This window comes from Massilia glaciei (assembly GCF_003011895.2).
Classification (GTDB): domain Bacteria; phylum Pseudomonadota; class Gammaproteobacteria; order Burkholderiales; family Burkholderiaceae_D; genus Telluria_A; species Telluria_A glaciei.
In genome coordinates, this window is the sequence record NZ_PXWF02000121.1 from 33063 (window position 1) to 49883 (window position 16821).

A 16821-nucleotide genomic window follows, 5' to 3' on the forward strand; every position below is an offset into this window, starting at 1 on the left:
TCCAAAGGATCATCATTCCGGCACACGCCCGGCCGGCGCCGTTGAACAATCGCGTTAAAGCTCGGACAGGATAAAACATGGAAAAGCCAACGTCGATTTCCGAGCTCAAGAGCCTCGGTCCGAAGTCCCAGGAAATGTTGGCCCGGGCCGGCATCCATTCCGAGGTCCAACTTCGGGAACTCGGGGCCGTCGCGGCCTTTGCCAAGGCCCGGTCTGCCAACCCCGGCACGAGCCTCAACCTGCTCTGGGCTTTGGAGTCCGCCCTTACCGGCATGACCTGGCAGGAGGTCTCCCGCAAGTTCCGCACCAGCCTCTTGCTCGCACTCGAGCAACATGAGAAAAACAGTGATCGGCTCTTGCCCGCCGCACAGCATTTAAAATGACCAAGTGTTCCCACAAGTGGCCCGCCCTGCGCAGCCGCTTCAACAATCCATTCAAGCCGAACCCGCCTCGCGGCCAGGCGCAACATTGAGGAGGTCGCATGACGCTCAGTCGTCTTGTTCCAATGCAGCCGGTCAAAGACATGCCGGCCAGTGTGCGGTTCTACGAGAAGCTTGGTTTTGTCGTTGAGAATCGGAAGGATGAGTGGGGCTGGGCCATGATGCGTTGCGGCGATTGCCAACTCATGCTGGACCAGTCCATCAACCTTCATGCCGGCATTCCAAGGATCTCCGTCCTCTATCTTTACCCGGAAGATGTGGTCGAATTCCATCGCCGCGCCAAACAGAACGGACTCTCCGTCGATGATCTTGAAACCACCTTTTACGGATTGACCGAGTTCCGCATTGCGGATCCAGACGGCAATCGCCTTTGGATTGGTCAAGACAAGAGCGTGCCAGGCGTCGCCTGACATGTTCAGATAGTACGAAGTGAACAGCTTCGTTCGGACAACTCTAATCGCATCCACAATTTGCGCTGCCGTCGAGCCGGTGCTGCCGGTCCAGCGCCGGCTATGTCTAGTCCGCAAGGCAGCTTAGCTTTCATCTGGGAGGCGGTACAATTTCCATCACCTTCAGGAGGCGCGTGACATGGGAAACCAACTCGAATTGCTTAAGGCCGAGGCCCTGAAGCTGACAACCGATGAACGCGCTGAGTTCGCCCAATTATTGCTTGCGAGTCTAGATGTCGATGCCGAGATCGACGATGCTTGGGCTGTCGAAACCGAGCGCCGCATTTCAGAAATCGAGCGTGGAGCAATGCAAGTCGTTCCGATCACGCAGGCGCTTGCACAGGTGCGCGCAGCGTTAAAGTGAAGCGTACGACGGGAATAGTGCGGCAGTTTCAGCAACAATGTCAAATTACTCATCCGATGGGGCGTGGTGAAAATACTCTCAGCAACACACTTTTTTCCCAACCCGTCGATGTTTGTCCGGCAGTCATTTGCCCGGCGGCCGTACCAACGGAAAGTATCCCAGCGGACAGGTAGTAATCTGGTAGGATCAATGCTCAACCGTGCGCCATCGCGTCAACGAGCCCGAGGGCGGCGGCAGTCGTGGTTCAATCCTTGGGCGGCCAGCCGCTCGTGTCAACGTGAGGTGGCAATGGAAGCGTCGCAGGAACTCGAAGCCAATTACTCCCTGACATATCCCGAGCGCCTTCGTGCTGCTTGGGATCTCACCATGGGATCGCCCTCCGCCATCTTATGGCTGTGCTTTTTTCCCGGCCTCGGCATCTTGCTGCTCTGGCTGATGACCTGGTCCGGGAGCCGCGCCACAGGATTGGATTACTTTCTGGCCTTCGTCTGCTTCGCGTTTGTGCCGGCCTTGATCATGTGGATCACCCACCGGGCGCACGTGGCGGACCGCGAAAAGGGACCGTACAGCTATCGTTTCAACGATGAGGGTATCCATGTCACGACCGCCACCTCGGAGCTGACCCATCGCTGGCCGGCGATCGTGCGCGTGCGCCAGAAGCGCGACATGCTTTATCTGTATTTCACCGCGCGCAATGCGCATTGCGTGCCGCTTCGCGTGTTTCCCGCCGGCGCCGCGGCTGCCATCGAGGGCTTGGCGAGCGCAGGCGGCGTGCCGCGTGTCGGCACCTAGGAAAACGGCGCAAAAGACCGTCCAAGCTCTCGACGCCACCCCGGCGGCAATCCCCGCCTCAATGGCGGGCTCATAGGGCGCCTATCATAAAATGGCGCGGCGGTGTACAATCCTTCCTCACTTTTTATTCCCCGAACCCCACCGATGTCATCCCCCTCCCCCGCGGCCGTCAAGGCCTGGCTGCTCGATTTGCAAGCGCGCATCGTGCACGCGCTCGAACTGGCCGACGGCAAGCCGTTCGCGCGCGACGCCTGGCAGCGCCCCGAGGGCGGCGGCGGCATCTCGCGCGTGATCGAGGAAGGCAACGTCTTCGAACGCGGCGGCGTCAATTTTTCGCACGTGATGGGCGCCAACCTGCCGCCGTCGGCCGCCGCCGGCCGGCCCGAGCTCGCCGGCCGCTCGTGGGAGGCGATGGGCGTGTCGCTGGTGCTGCACCCGCGCAATCCTTACGCCCCCACGGTGCACATGAACGTGCGCTTTTTCACCACCACGGCCGAAGGCCAGGAGCCGGTCTGGTGGTTCGGCGGCGGCATGGACCTGACCCCGTACTACGGCGACGAGGACGACGCGCGCCACTTCCACGGCACCTGCCGCGACGCCCTCGCCCCGTACGGCGCCGACCTGCACCCGCGCTTCAAGCAATGGTGCGACGACTACTTCTACCTCAAACACCGCAAGGAGCCGCGCGGCGTGGGCGGGATCTTCTTCGACGACTTCAACGCGCCCGGCTTCGAGCAGAGCTACGCGATGACGCAAAGCGTCGGCGAGAGCTTCGTCAAGGCCTACCTGCCGATCCTGATGGCGCGCAAGGACACGCCCTACGGCGAGCGCGAACGCGACTTCCAGGCCTACCGGCGCGGCCGCTACGTCGAATTCAACCTCGTCTTCGACCGCGGCACCCTGTTCGGCCTGCAGTCGGGCGGACGCACCGAGGCGATCCTGATGTCGATGCCGCCGATCGTCAAATGGCGCTACGACTGGCAGCCCGAGGCCGGCAGCGCCGAGGCCAGGCTCACCACCGACTTTTTGGTCCACCGCGACTGGCTCCAACAGTGACAATCTGCGTCGCGCTGCTGGGAGGCAGTTTCGACCCGGTCCACAACGGCCACGTAGCCCTTGCCGCACTGTTTGCGAAGCTGCTCGCGCCGGGACGGCTGCGCATCGTCCCGGCCGGCAGCCCGTGGCAAAAGAATGGTTTATCCGCGAGCGCAAAAGACCGCGTCGCGATGCTCGAACTGGCATTCGAGGCCGCCGCCCTACCGGTGGTGCTGGACTGCCAGGAGATCGAGCGCAGCACGCCGACATACACCATCGACACGCTGCGCAATGTACGCGCCGAACTCGGACCCGACGCCAGCGTCGTGTTCCTGATGGGCGCGGACCAATTGCAGCAACTGGACAGCTGGCGCGAGTGGCAGCGGCTGTTCGACTTCGCCCACATCGGCGTGGCGGCGCGACCCGGTTTCGACCTGGCCGAAGCGGCACTCCCCGCTGCGGTCACCCTGGAACTGGAGAAGCGCCTGTCACCCCTGGCGCAACTGAAGAACACGCCGTCGGGACTGGCTTACCTGGCGCACGAACTCGCAGTGGACATCTCTGCCACCCAGATCCGTGCTGCATTACAACGGGGCGAACAGGCAAACCCGCTTATACCCCCGGTAGTGCTAGACTATATTCAACAACATAATCTATACAAAATCTAATGGATATCAAAAAACTTCAATCCCTCGTCGTTGACGCCCTCGAAGACATCAAGGGCCAGGACATCAGCGTGTTCGACACCGTCCACCTGACCAGCCTGTTCGACCGCATCGCCGTCGTCTCGGGCACCTCGAACCGCCAGACCAAGGCTCTGGCCGCCTCGGTGCGCGACAAAGTCAAGGAAGCCGGCGGCGACGTCATCGGCGTCGAGGGCGAGGACACCGGCGAATGGGTGCTGGTCGACCTCGGCGACATGATCGTCCACATCATGCAGCCGGCCATCCGCCAATACTACCGCCTCGAGGAGATCTGGGGCGACAAGCCCGTCAAGCTCGGCGCGGCCAAGCGCAAGGGCACGGTCGAGGCGGCCGAGGCCAGCGAGATCAAGCCCAAGTCCAAACACCTGACCTCGACCCAGGAGGCGCCGGTCGTCAAGCCGGTCAACGAGCGCAAGTCGCCGGCGCGCAAAGAAGCCGTCGACAAGGCGTCGGTGGTCAAGCCGGCCGCGGCCAAAAAGCCAGCAGCCAAAAAACCGGCGGCCTCGAAGGCGGTCGGCAAGGTCGTCAAGGTGGCGGCCACCAAGACCGAGGAGGCGGCGGTCAAGGCGCTCAAATCGCTGCCGCCCAAGCGCGCGGCCGCCGTCAAGGCGCCCAAAGTGGCGGCCGACGCCGTGCCCGCCAAAAAGGTCATCAAGCGCGCCGTCAAGAAGACAGCGGACGAATAAGCGCGGATGCAGCTCATCATTGCTGCGGTCGGCCATAAAATGCCGGCCTGGATCGAGACCGGCTTCACCGAATACACGAAGCGCATGCCCCCCGAGCTGCGCATCGTGCTCAAGGAGGTCAAGCCGGTCGAGCGCTCCGGCAGCAAGACCGCCGCCACCGCGATGGCGCTCGAGCGCGACCGGATCGAGGCGGTTTTACCCAAAAACGTGCGCATCATCGCCCTCGACGAGCGCGGCAAGGACCTGACCAGCGTCGGCCTGTCGCAACAGCTCATGCAGTGGCAGCAGGACGGGCGCGACACCGCCTTCCTGATCGGCGGGGCCGACGGCCTAGATCCCGAGCTCAAGGGCCGCGCGGAGGGCCTGATCCGCATTTCTAGTATGACGCTCCCGCATGGCATCGTGCGTGTTATGCTTGCAGAACAATTGTACCGAGCGTGGTCGATCACGCAGAACCACCCCTATCATCGCGTCTGACAAGGCGCCCGAATCCGATGAAACCGATCGACAAAAAGATCTACCTCGCCTCCAAAAGCCCGCGCCGGCGCGAATTGCTGCGCCAGATCGGCGTCGAATTCGAACTCCTCCTGCTGCGCAACGACTCCCCGCGCGGCCCCGACGTCACCGAAGAGGTGCGCGCGGGCGAGGCGCCGCTCGACTACGTGGTCCGCGTGGCCAGCGAAAAAGCGGCGTTCGCGCAGCGGCTCGTCATGCACCGGCACCTGACCCTGCGGCCGGTGCTCGCGGCCGACACCACCGTCACCGTCGACGGCAAGATCCTGGGCAAACCGGCCAGCCTGCAAGAGGCGGTCGAGATGCTCGAGCGCCTGTCGGGCCGCACCCACCAGGTGCTGACCTCGATCGCGGTGCACCACTGGGACATGGCCGAGCAGATCACGCAGGTCTCGCAGGTGCGTTTCGCGACCCTGTCGAAGGCGACCATCAGCGCCTACTGCGCCACCCCCGAACCCTACGACAAGGCCGGCGGCTACGGCATCCAGGGCCTGGCCGGCCAGTTCGTCGAGCACATCCATGGCAGCCACTCGGGCATCATGGGCCTGCCCCTGTACGAGACGGCCGCGCTGCTGCGCAAAGTCGGCCTCCCACTCATTTAGGTCGCTCGCCAGCGTACGGGAGCGAATCGGCGCACGCCCGGCGGCGCGCCCGTGTATGATGAAAACTTGCACAATATTCACGCTGCCGACCGCCGCCGACGCCCATTCATGAACGAAGACATCCTGATCAACATCACCCCGCAAGAGACGCGCGTCGCCTTGATTTTGCAGGGCGCGGTGCAGGAGCTGCACATCGAGCGCACGCTCACGCGCGGCTTGGCGGGCAATGTCTATTCGGGCAAGGTGGTGCGCGTGCTGCCGGGGATGCAGTCGGCCTTCATCGACATCGGTTTGGAGCGCGCCGCGTTCCTGCACGTGGCCGACATCTGGGAGGCGCGCACCAACGACGGCCCGGCGGTGGCGCCGACCCCGATCGAAAAAATCCTGTTCGACGGCCAGGTGCTGACGGTGCAGGTCATCAAGGACCCGATCGGCACCAAGGGCGCGCGCTTGTCGACCCAGATCTCGATCGCGGGGCGCATGCTGGTCTACCTGCCGCAGGACCACCACATCGGCATCTCCCAAAAGATCGAAAAGGAATCCGAGCGCGAACTGCTGCGCAACCGCCTGCAGCACCTGCTGCCGGCCGAAGAAAAAGGCGGCTACATCGTGCGCACGATGGCCGAGGACGCGTCCGACACCGACCTCGCGGCCGACGTCGACTACCTGCGCAAGACCTGGGCGGCGATCGTGCACGGCGCGCGCACCAAGCCGGCCACCAGCCTGCTGTACCAGGACCTGAACCTGGCGCAGCGCGTGCTGCGCGACTTCGTGCACGACGAGACGGCCAGCATCCAGGTCGACTCGCGCGAGAATTATCTGGGTTTGGTCGAGTTCGCGCAGGCGTACACGCCGAGCGAGCTGACGCGCCTGCAGCACTACACGGGCGAGCGCCCCTTGTTCGACCTGTACGGGGTCGAGGAGGAAATCCTGCGCGCGCTGGGCCGGCGGGTCGACCTCAAGTCGGGCGGCTACCTGATCGTCGACCAGACCGAGGCGATGACCACGATCGACGTCAACACGGGCGGGTTCGTGGGCGGGCGTAATTTTGCCGACACCATTTTCAAGACCAACCTGGAGGCCGCGCACGCGATCGCGCGCCAGCTGCGCCTGCGCAACCTGGGCGGGATCATCATCCTCGACTTCATCGACATGGACAACAACGAGCATCGCCACGCGGTGCTCGCCGAGCTTAAAAAGACTTTGTCGCGCGACCGCACCAAAGTCTCGGTGAGCAATTTCTCGGCGCTCGGCCTGGTCGAGATGACCCGCAAGCGCACCCGCGAGTCGCTGGCCCACATCCTGTGCGAGCCGTGCCCGGCCTGCACCGGCAAGGGCCAGGTCAAGACCAGCCGCACGATCTGCTACGAGATCCTGCGCGAACTGCTGCGCGAGGCCAAACAGTTCAACCCGCGCGAATTCCGCATCCTCGCCGCCCAGGAGGTCGTCGACCTGTTCCTCGAGGAGGAGTCGCAGCATCTGGCGATGCTGGGCGACTTCATCGGCAAGAAGATCTCGCTGCAGGTCGAGACGGCATATCATCAGGAACAGTACGACGTCATTTTGATGTAGGCGTCTGATCATTCGTTCACATCCGAAATTGCTCGGGCGCGAAGCATTCCGCAATATAATTAAGGCAATTGTTTTTTGACAAATTTATGCTGCCAAATTTGGCCGCTTGTTTGCCGCTGAGCGTTTCCCTAATCTGGAATGAGGAATCAAGAAAATGTACAAACTGTTTTACCTGCTGGGTGCCGTATTGGTTTTGTCGGGCTGCGAGCAGAAAATTTCCACGAAGTCGCAGACTTCCGTAAAAACTACGACTGAAAACCAAAACGTCGAAGTCGGATCGGCGACCGCCAAGTTCGAGTGCACGAAAAGTTCCCTCGGCTCTTGCGACTTCGTCCTGTTTTCATCCACGTGCGTCAATGGAACCGGTGTCAATGGAAAACGCTCCATCACCTGCACCGATCAAGTGCTCGAAGAGTTTTCGCTTAAAGAAGGCGAATCCAAAACGGTCTCTCAATTACCTTCCAGCTTCAAAAGCTGTGCCACGAGTGGCACAGCACCGATTTGCGCTAAGTAGGGATTGACGCGGCCATCAGGTCGGGTCGCAAATCAAGCAGCGGCAAATAACTCACTGCGGGTCGGGGCAAGGCCCGCCATCAGGAACAATACGACGTCATCCTGACGGCGGCCGGCCTTCCGATTAGAACTTCACCTCACCCCACAACCAGGCTTTGCGCGTGTCGACGTTGCCCGTGCCGAAGGTTGTCGCCGGAGTGCCGGCCGCGCTGTAATCGGCCAACTTGGCGCCGACCAGGTAGTGCTTGCCGAACGCCTTGGTCGCCGAAATATTCCACTCGCTTCCCAGACGCTTCGAACTGAGCACGGCGGTCGGCTTGTCGGCGCGGTAGGCGTGGTAGCTGAGCATAAGGTTGGCCCCACCCGCCTTGCCGTCGAGCGACACATAGACATCGCGCAGGCCCTGCGACGGCGTGGCCAGGAACATGTCGGCCCAGCCGTTGAACGCGTGCAGCGTCGCCAATGGGGTCGAGAACGATTTGCCCGCCGCGACCAGCGCGCCACCGGCCTTGGTCCTGGCGCCGCGGTCGCCGCCGAGCACCTCGTAGCCCAACTTGACGACGGCGGTCTTGAAATCGACGCCGCCCTCGAGCAGCGCGTAGCGCGCGCGGTAGCTGACCGGGTTGTCGCCGCCGTCGGACTGCGTGGCCAGCTCGGCGGTGTACAGCAGCTTGACCGCGCCGGCCAGCGCGCCGCCCTTGAACCTGACGCCGTAGGTGTCGCTCGTGCTGGCGAGCATCGCGCTGGCGCTGTCGTAGTCGAGCAAATAGGCGTAGGCGCTCAACTCGCCCGGCTTGAAGCCCGTGTAACGCGCGTTCAAAATGGTCGAGCCCATCTTGTGGTTGCCGCCCGCCGGCCCCGCCGTCCTGGCCGCCGCGCGGTCGCTGAACACGCGGTTGACGTTGGTGATGTAGCCTGCCGTCAGCGTGGTCGCCGGCAGCGAGGTGTTGACCACCGTCACGGCGTCGTAGGTCTGCTCGTTCTGGCGCCAGCCGACATTGCCGACGAATCGGTCGTTGTCGAGCTTGATGCGCTGGCGGCCCCATTTGACGGTGGTCTTCGCAATCCCCGTGTAGCTCAGGAATGCCTGGTTGATCTCGTCCGAATCGGGGTCGGCGATGACCGCATAGCCGTTCGCGGTCTGCCCCAGCGCGCGGCTGTCGTAGTGCTTGCTGCCGAGCGCCTGGACCGACTCGGCCTCGACCATCGCGCCAAAGCCGTGGAAGGTGCCGGTGGCGTATCCGAGTCGCAGGCGCACCGTGTGCGCGCTGGCCTCGCTGGCGGTGGCCGCGCCCGTTTCCACGTCCTCGAAGCGGTACTGCACGCTGGCCGTGGTGGTGCCTTTGGTCAGCGCCGAGGTCAAGGTGTCGGCGGCCAGGGCGGGCGCGGCGAACAGCGCGGAAAGCGCGGCGAAACTTGTTGCGGTCGTTTTTTTAATGAGCATGCAATTCCCCAGTGGTCGAAAATGTCGAGCGTTCCATGGGCTTTTAGCAAGAGTTATGCCAAGTTCCGGGGGAGATCGGCGAGTTTCGTTATTTCACTATGGAAATGCATTCCTCTGGGCGGGCGGCGGCAGGCGGGCCAAACGCTTCCGTGCGCGTTTGTTGTGCGCCGCACCAATTCGGGATGTCAATACAGGGCGTTCCCATAGACGGGAATACGAGGCTTGGAGCCAGGAGGAGGAGGAGTAGGAGGAGGAGGAGGAGACCGGCGTCATCCTCGCGCATGCGGGGACCCATTCTGAGCCAGCAGACACGGGCCGCTCGAACCTTTAGGCCAGAGTATTACGGCCTAAAATTTGTATGCGACGCGTATCTGCACACTCATGATGGGTCCCCGCCTTCGCGAGGAGTCATTTCTGCCAATGGCAGGAATGACGTTGATTTTGGCTATTTGAGTTCTCGCCACACGATTTCTGAAGCGATTGAAAGGCCAAGCATTCAGGGCCCACAGCCTACTTTTTTGCGCCCCCGCCCAGCGCGTTGATGTCGCCGGTCTCGAGAATCCGTTTGGGCGCGCCGTGGCGCACCGCCGCCAGCATGGCCTGGCCGATGATCGCCGTGCTCAGCACGTGGGCCGGCATCAGTTTGCGCAGCAGCGGCAGCACCGGCTTGGTCAGCGAGTAGAACACGCGGTACGCAGCGGTCTTGGACTTGATGCCGTCGAGCGGCTCGATCATGCCCGGACGGAACATGTAGACACCCCGGAACGGCAGTTGCAGCAGCGCGTTCTCGGTCTTGCCCCGCACCCTGGCCCACATCAGCTTGCCCTTCTCGGAGGTGTCGGCGCCGGCCGCAGACACGTAGACGAAAACCATCTGCGGGTTCAGCCGCACCAGAGTGGTCGCCGCGGCAAGCGTCAGCTCGTACGTCGTGCGCGTGTATTCGGCCTCCTTCTTGCCCGACGAGCTGGTGCCAAGGCAAAAGAAGCAGGCGTCGAAGTCGCGCAATTCGTCTTCGACCTCGCTGTAGTCCCACATGTCGTCCAGCACCAGATCGCGCAGTTTCGGATGCTGCTGCCCGTTGGGCGAGCGACCCACCGTTTTGACGAGCGCCACGTCGCGCGCCGCCAGCGCCTCGCGCAGGGCGCCCTGTCCGACCATGCCAGAGGCGCCAAAAATAAGTACGTTCACCGCCTGCCCCTTAAATTCGGAATCAGCGCCATCATACACGTCCGACAATGCAGTACGATGTCTGCCAACCCAACCCGAAGGACCGGCCATGCCCCTGTTTCGCTCACTCCTGCTTTGCTCCCTGTTGGCCGCCGCTCTTCCGGCCGAGGCGCGCAAGCCCTACAACGAAGTGGGCGTGTTCGACTACTACGCGGTGGCCCTGAGCTGGTCGCCGTCGTTTTGCGCCTCGCACGACGATCCGAACCAATGCGCGCCCGGCCGCCGGCATGGCTTCGTGCTCCATGGCCTGTGGCCGCAGTTCGAAAAGGGCTATCCCGGCCACTGCTCGTCGCGCGCGCTGCCACTCGACGTGCGCAACAAATACACGTCCATCTTCCCGTCGCCCAAGATGATCGGCCACCAATGGAGCAAGCATGGCAGTTGCTCCGGGCTCGACCCGGCGGCCTACTTCACCCTGTCGGCCAGATTGCAGGCCCAAGTCGTGATTCCGCAGGCGTTCCGGCAGCCCGCCGCGCCGGTCCGCATCGGCAACGCGCAATTCATCGCGGCCTTTAACGCGAGCAACCCCGGCATGGCGCGCAACGCGGTGATGCCCTACTGCGCCGACGGTGGCCGCTTTCTGCGCGAGATTTTGGTGTGCTTCGACAAGGGCGGGCGCTCGCGCACCTGCAGCTACAGCGACCTGAAGCGCTCGTCGAACAGCTGCCGCAAGGACAGCTTCGTGATGCAGAGCGTGCGCTGAAGGCCGCGCCAAGCGTGCAGGCCCGATCGCGCGTTTGGGGCTAAGCTGATGTTTATGCAAATGTCTTGCTTACACACTTGGAGCCACGAATGAATATCCTGATGGTACTGACCTCGCACGACCGCCTTGGCGACACCGGCAAAAAAACCGGCTTCTGGCTTGAGGAATTCGCCGCGCCTTTCTATATCTTCAAAGACGCAGACGCGCACATCACGCTCGCCTCGCCCAAGGGCGGCCAGCCGCCGCTCGACCCGAAGAGCGACGAGCCCGATGCGCAGACCGAGGCCACGCGCCGCTTCAAGCAAGACCCCGCCGCGCAGCAGGCGCTGGCCGCCACCGTCACGCTATCGAGCGTGTCGGCCGACGATTTCGACGCCGTGTTCTATCCCGGCGGCCACGGCCCCCTGTGGGACCTCGCGGCCGACCCGGTCTCGATCAAACTGATCGAGACGATGTACAAGGCGGGCAAGCCGGTGGCCGCCGTCTGCCACGCCCCGGGCGTGCTGCGCGACACCAAGGCCCCCGACGGCGCGCCGCTGGTGCAGGGCAAGCACGTGACGGGCTTCACCAACACCGAAGAGGCGGCCGCGCAACTGACCGACATCGTGCCCTTCCTGGTCGAGGACATGCTCGTCAAAAACGGCGGAAAATACGCCAAGGGACCCGACTGGCAGCCCTACGTGCTGGTCGACGGCACGCTGATCACGGGACAAAACCCGGCCTCGTCGGCGCCGGCGGCCGAATTGCTGCTCAAGCAGCTCGCCGAGCGCGAACAAACAATCTGATCGCCGCCATTCGGGCACCGGCGCCGGTGCGCCGATGCCTCCCGCGCGGCAGGCCAGCAGTTCATCACGGCTGGCCCAGGGCTTCCCCCGGGGCTCCCCTTCCTCCACCCTGTCCCCCCGCCCCGCCAAGGCGCGCCGGTTTCCCGCGCCGCCCCCCAAGTTTGAAGCAACCTTGCAAACAAGGTCAAATTGCCGCCAATTCAACAGCTTCGCGCTTTTGAAACACATTCAAAATAATTTCGCGCAGGCCACAAAAAATGCGTCATTATCATTATCGGTAGCAAAATAAAAACAAATCAAGGGGGTGCACGTGAACCGCTCGAGTTTAGCGTTTGCAATTCTTGTGGGTGCCTCCTCGGCACCTTTCGCCCAGGCCCAATCGGTAACGGTGAGCTGGCCCTTGAACAGCGGCAGCACGCTCGGCGCGACCAGCAGCCAGCCGGCGCTGGCCACCGGGGGCGCCCAAATCATCGCGGGCGGTCCGCCGCCGGCCATCATGGTGTTCGACTACTGGACCGGCCAGACCCAGCGCATGTGGGCGGGCACCTCCGGCTGGTTCGCCGGCGCCGCCGACCCCGGGCGCTACCTGCAGTTCGACGCCCAGCCCACGGCCGGCAATCAATTGATCGTCACCAGCGTGTCTTTCAACTACGGCGGGGCCGGCATCGATGGCCACATCCGCGCGGCGGTGCGCTACTCGGTCAACAATTGGAGTTCATCGACCCTGCTCGCGCCGGCGCTGGCCTATCCCCGCGCCAACATGCTGGCCTACACCGCGTCGGTCTCGGCGCCGCCCGTCGCCAGCGGCAGCAAATTCTCCCTGCGCATCTACCCGTATGCGATCCTCAACAGCGTGGCGATGGCGCCCACCTTCGCCTCGCACAACACGGTGGTGCTCAATGGCCGCAATACGGCCGGGAGCAAGGGCGCCGGCTTCACCATCCGCAAGAGCACCGGCGACGGCATGGTCTTGGGCACCTATCTGTTCAACATCATGTGCAACGGCCCAGGCGGCCCCTACACCGGCCCCAACCCGGTCGCGGTGGTGGTGCCGAGCCCCGGCATGAACACCGTCAACGTGCCCGCCGGATCGGTCTGCGGCGTGACCGAGCTGCCGCCGACGGGCGGCAACTGGTCGCCGCCCGGCTTCACCGGCAGCGGCCTCAACGTCCAGGCGGGCGGGCCTTGGGAGGCCAAGGTCGGCCCGGTCACGGAGGGCGGCGGCATCTTGTTGGTCAACAACCGGCCGGGCAAAGTCGACCCGAAACAGGTCGTGTTCAATATCCGCAAACGCACCGGCGAAATCACGATCCCGGGCAGCTATCTGTTCAATATCATCTGCAACGGACCCGGCGGCCCCTACACCGGTCCCAATCCGGTCGCGGTGGTGCTGCCGAGCCCCGGCACGAGCGCGGTGGCGGTGCCCGCCGGCTCGGTGTGCGGCGTGACCGAGCTGCCGCCGACGGGCGGCAATTGGTCGCCGCCCGGCTTCACCGGCAGCGGCCTCAACGTCCAGGCGGGCGGGCCATGGGAGGCCAAGGTCGGCCCGGTCACCGGGGGCGGCGGCACCTTGTTGGTCAACAACCGGCCGGGCAAGGTCGACCCCAAACAGGTCGTGTTCAACATCCGCAAGCGCACCGGCGAAATCACGATCCCGGGCAGCTATCTGTTCAATATCATGTGCAACGGACCCGGCGGCCCCTACACCGGTCCCAACCCGGTCGCGGTGGTGCTGCCGAGCCCCGGCACGAGCGCGGTGGCGGTGCCCGCCGGCTCGGTGTGCGGCGTGACCGAGCTGCCGCCGACGGGCGGCAATTGGTCGCCGCCCGGCTTCACCGGCAGCGGCCTCAACGTCCAGGCGGGCGGGCCATGGGAGGCCAAGGTCGGCCCGGTCACCGGGGGCGGCGGCACCTTGTTGGTCAACAACCGGCCGGGCAAGGTCGACCCCAAACAGGTCGTGTTCAACATCCGCAAGCGCACCGGCGAAATCACGATCCCGGGCACCTATCTGTTCAACATCATGTGCAACGGACCCGGTGGCCCCTACACCGGTCCCAACCCGGTCGCGGTGGTGCTGCCGAGCCCCGGCACGAGCGCGGTGGCGGTGCCCGCCGGCTCCGTGTGCGGCGTGACCGAGTTACCGCCGACGGGCGGCAGCTGGTCGCCGCCCGGCTTCACCGGCAACGGCCTCAACGTCCAGGCGGGCGGGCCATGGGAGGCCAAGGTCGGCCCGGTCACCGGGGGCGGCGGCACTCTGCTGGTCAACAACCGCCCCAACAAGGACGACGGTAAGGGCACGCGCTTCACCATCGGCAAGCGCACGGGTGAGCGCGTCATTCCTGGCACCTACCTGTTCACCATCACCTGCAACCCGGCGTACACCGGCCCCAACCCGGTCGCGGTGGTGCTGCCCAGCCCGGGCGTGGCGACGGTGAACGTCGCCGCGGGGGCGGTGTGCGGGATCGTCGAGGCGCAACCGGCGGGCGGCAACTGGGCCGCGCCCAACTTCACCGGCAGCGGGCTGAACCTCGAAATGGGGGCGCCGTGGAGCGCAAAGGTCGGGCCGGTCAGCGGGGCCGCCGGCGCCGTGGTCGTCCACAACCGGCCCGGCAAGGACGATCCGAAACTGGTCGGCGTGGCGATCCGCAAGCGCACCGGCGACGAGATGGTGCCTGGCAGCTACCTGTTCAACATCAGTTGCAACGGGCCCGGCGGGCCGTACACGGGCCCCAACCCGGTCGCGGTGGTGCTGCCCAGCCCGGGCGTGACGAACGTGAACGTGCCGGCGGGCTCGGTTTGCCGGATCGAAGAACAGGCGCCGGCGCAGGGCAACTGGGACGCGCCCACCTTCAGCGGCAGCGGCCTGAACCTGGAAATGGGCGGACCGTGGGAGGCCAAGTTCGGCCCAGTCAACGCCGGCGGCGGCGCCGTCATGGTCAACAACCGGCCCGCCAAGGACGAGGGCAAGCGCGCGCGCTTCACGATCCGCAAACGCACCGGCGACAACACCATCGCCGGCACCTATTTGTTCCACATCAGCTGTACCGGGCCGGGCGGTCCGTACACGGGGCAAAACCCGGTGCCGGTCGTGCTGCCGAGTCCGGGCGCGAGCACCATCGAGGTGCCGGCGGGCTCGGTGTGCACGGTCGTCGAGGCGCAACCGACGAGCGGCAACTGGGCGGCGCCGGTCTACACCGCCAGCGGCCTGAACCTGCAGGCGGGCGCGCCCTGGGGGTCCAAGGTGGGCCCGGTCAACGGCGGCGCGGGCGTGCTCGTGGTCAACAACCGGCCGAAGGACGCCCCCAAGACGGTCCGCTTCAGCATCCGCAAAAGCACGGGCGAACAGGTCATTGCCGGCACCTATAACTTCAACATAGCGTGCTCCGGCCCGGGCGGGCCGTACACGGGCCAAAACCCCGTGCCCGTGGTGCTGCCGAGCCCGGGGTTCGCCAACGTGGGCGTGCCCTCCGGCTCCCTGTGCACTCTGGTCGAACTGCCGCCCGCCGGCGGCAACTGGGGCGCGCCGGGCTACTCCGGCAGCGGCGTCAACGTGCAGATGGGCGCGCCGTGGGAAGCCCAGGTCGGCCCGGTCAACAACAACGCCGGCGTGGTGATGGTGGCCAACCGGCCCGGCAAGGGCGACGGCAAGGAGGCCCGCTTCCAGATCCGCAAACGGACCGGCGACACCGTCATCGCCGGCAGCTACCTGTTCACGATCGCCTGCAACGGACCCAACGGTCCGTACAACACGACGGCGTCGGTGGTGCTGCCGAGCCCGGGCTTTAGCAGCGTCAACGTTCCCGCCGGCTCCCTGTGCACGCTCATCGAAACCCCGCCGGGCGGCAACTGGGGCCCGCCGACCTACCTCGGCAGCGCGGTGGGGGTGCAGGCGCTGGCGCCGTGGCAGGCCAAGGTCGGCCCCGTGCACGGGTCCGGCGGCAGCGTGATGGTGCACAACCGCCCGGGCAAGGACGAGGTCCGGCTGGTGCCCTTCCGCATCCGCAAGACCACCGGCGCGGCCATGGTGCCGGGCACCTATGTGTTCAACCTGAGCTGCAGCGGCCTGGGCGGGCCCTACACGGGGCCGCCGGTCTCGGTGGTCCTGCCCAGCCCGGGCGTGGCCAGCGCCAACGTGCCGGCCGGCTCGGTGTGCAGCGTGACCGAAGTGGCGCCGGGCGCCGGCTGGGACGCGCCCACCTTCAGCGGCAGCAATTTGAGCGTGCAGGCGGGCCCGCCGTGGCAGGCCAGCGTGGGCCCGGTCAACAACGCCGGCGGCACGCTGGTGGTCGCCAACCGGCAAAAACCGGTGGCGCTGGCCTGCAACAAATTCGTGTTCACGCCGAACCTGAACGTGGGGACCATGATCCCGAGCGCGCCCGGCGGCGCGCTCAACGCGCAAACCAACAATGGCACGGTCGAGAAATACTGCTACGGCGACTCGCCCGCCAAGTGCGCGATTTATGGCGGCCTGTACGAATGGGACGAGGCGATGGGCTACGGCGCCAGCAACAGCAGCGACCAGAGCGGTGCGCGGGTGCGGGGCATCTGCCCGGCCGGGCACCACATTCCAAGCCACCAGGAATGGGCGCGCTACGCGCACTGCGTCGAAAGCGGGGTCGCGCCGGCCGGGGCAACGCCGCTGAGCGTGTTCCAGAGCCAGACCATGTTCAACTGGATGGGCTCGGCCAATCCGGCCGAGGCGCCGGGCACCAAGATGAAGATCCCGCACGGCTCGTTCGGCTGGACCGGCAGCAACGCGAGCGGTTTCGCCGCCCTGCCCGGCGGCGCGCGCACCCTGATGCTGGGCGACTTCTCGGACGAGGGCAAATACGCCACCTTCTGGACCGCGACCGCCTCGTCGAGCGCGCGCGCGTTCAACGTGGTGCTCGACCAATTGAGCAGTTCCGGGCGCTACGGGCACAACAAGACCCCGAAGCAATATGGCATGAGCGTGCGCTGCATGCAGGACTACTGATGCGGACTGGTCCGCGA

Annotated in this window: 16 protein-coding genes; 14 read left to right on the top strand and 2 right to left on the bottom strand. The window is 65.0% G+C overall.

The window, feature by feature from the left end:
* Positions 1–77 precede the first annotated feature (77 nt).
* The 11 genes from C7C56_RS08810 (at position 78) to C7C56_RS28055 (ending at position 7671) form a co-directional block, all read left to right on the top strand.
* Positions 78–383 (top strand): TfoX/Sxy family protein, encoded by a 306-nt coding sequence (locus C7C56_RS08810; RefSeq protein ID WP_106757063.1) that lies wholly within the window; start codon positions 78–80, stop codon positions 381–383.
* 98 nt (positions 384–481) lie between these two features.
* On the top strand, positions 482–850 hold the full coding sequence (locus C7C56_RS08815) for a VOC family protein (protein ID WP_106757064.1): 369 nt from the start codon (positions 482–484) through the stop codon (positions 848–850).
* A 178-nt stretch (positions 851–1028) separates the two neighbouring features.
* A complete protein-coding gene (locus C7C56_RS08820; protein ID WP_106757065.1) occupies positions 1029–1253 on the top strand; it encodes an addiction module protein in 225 nt (74 codons plus the stop codon).
* A 288-nt stretch (positions 1254–1541) separates the two neighbouring features.
* The gene (locus tag C7C56_RS08825; RefSeq protein ID WP_181373083.1) at positions 1542–2045 is read left to right on the top strand and encodes a YcxB family protein; all 504 of its coding nucleotides are present in this window, start codon (positions 1542–1544) and stop codon (positions 2043–2045) included.
* Between the two features lie 144 nt (positions 2046–2189).
* Positions 2190–3101 carry an oxygen-dependent coproporphyrinogen oxidase gene (gene hemF, locus C7C56_RS08830; RefSeq protein WP_106757067.1) on the top strand — a complete coding sequence of 304 codons (912 nt, stop codon included), beginning with the start codon at positions 2190–2192 and terminating at the stop codon, positions 3099–3101.
* The gene (locus C7C56_RS08835) at positions 3098–3748 is read left to right on the top strand and encodes a nicotinate-nucleotide adenylyltransferase (RefSeq protein WP_106757068.1); all 651 of its coding nucleotides are present in this window, start codon (positions 3098–3100) and stop codon (positions 3746–3748) included. Before hemF ends, C7C56_RS08835 begins: the two co-directional genes overlap by 4 nt.
* Positions 3748–4470, top strand: a complete 723-nt coding sequence (gene rsfS / locus C7C56_RS08840; protein ID WP_106757069.1) for a ribosome silencing factor — start codon at positions 3748–3750, stop codon at positions 4468–4470. Before C7C56_RS08835 ends, rsfS begins: the two co-directional genes overlap by 1 nt.
* A gap of 6 nt (positions 4471–4476) precedes the next feature.
* The gene (gene rlmH, locus C7C56_RS08845) at positions 4477–4947 is read left to right on the top strand and encodes a 23S rRNA (pseudouridine(1915)-N(3))-methyltransferase RlmH (RefSeq protein ID WP_106757070.1); all 471 of its coding nucleotides are present in this window, start codon (positions 4477–4479) and stop codon (positions 4945–4947) included.
* 17 nt (positions 4948–4964) lie between these two features.
* Positions 4965–5585, top strand: coding sequence for a Maf family protein (locus C7C56_RS08850; protein WP_106757071.1), 621 nt, complete (start codon positions 4965–4967; stop codon positions 5583–5585).
* 108 nt (positions 5586–5693) lie between these two features.
* Positions 5694–7157 carry a ribonuclease G gene (rng, locus tag C7C56_RS08855; RefSeq protein ID WP_106757072.1) on the top strand — a complete coding sequence of 488 codons (1464 nt, stop codon included), beginning with the start codon at positions 5694–5696 and terminating at the stop codon, positions 7155–7157.
* 154 nt (positions 7158–7311) lie between these two features.
* Positions 7312–7671, top strand: a complete 360-nt coding sequence (locus C7C56_RS28055) for a hypothetical protein (RefSeq protein WP_146204366.1) — start codon at positions 7312–7314, stop codon at positions 7669–7671.
* Between the two features lie 123 nt (positions 7672–7794).
* Here C7C56_RS28055 and C7C56_RS08865 read toward each other — a convergent pair whose 3' ends face one another.
* Together C7C56_RS08865 and C7C56_RS08870 are read right to left on the bottom strand one after the other, a co-directional pair.
* Positions 7795–9114: an alginate export family protein gene (locus tag C7C56_RS08865; protein WP_106757074.1), complete on the bottom strand. Its 1320-nt coding sequence runs from the start codon at positions 9112–9114 to the stop codon at positions 7795–7797.
* Positions 9115–9624: 510 nt separating this feature from the next.
* Positions 9625–10302: an NAD(P)H-binding protein gene (locus C7C56_RS08870; RefSeq protein ID WP_106757075.1), complete on the bottom strand. Its 678-nt coding sequence runs from the start codon at positions 10300–10302 to the stop codon at positions 9625–9627.
* An 88-nt stretch (positions 10303–10390) separates the two neighbouring features.
* On the opposite strand from C7C56_RS08870, the gene C7C56_RS08875 reads away from it, so the two are divergent.
* The 3 genes from C7C56_RS08875 (at position 10391) to C7C56_RS08885 (ending at position 16804) form a co-directional block, all read left to right on the top strand.
* The gene (locus C7C56_RS08875; protein WP_181373085.1) at positions 10391–11044 is read left to right on the top strand and encodes a ribonuclease T2 family protein; all 654 of its coding nucleotides are present in this window, start codon (positions 10391–10393) and stop codon (positions 11042–11044) included.
* 89 nt (positions 11045–11133) lie between these two features.
* Positions 11134–11829, top strand: coding sequence for a type 1 glutamine amidotransferase domain-containing protein (locus C7C56_RS08880; protein WP_106757076.1), 696 nt, complete (start codon positions 11134–11136; stop codon positions 11827–11829).
* A gap of 400 nt (positions 11830–12229) precedes the next feature.
* A complete protein-coding gene (locus tag C7C56_RS08885) occupies positions 12230–16804 on the top strand; it encodes a DUF5979 domain-containing protein (protein ID WP_106757077.1) in 4575 nt (1524 codons plus the stop codon).
* Positions 16805–16821 lie beyond the last annotated feature (17 nt).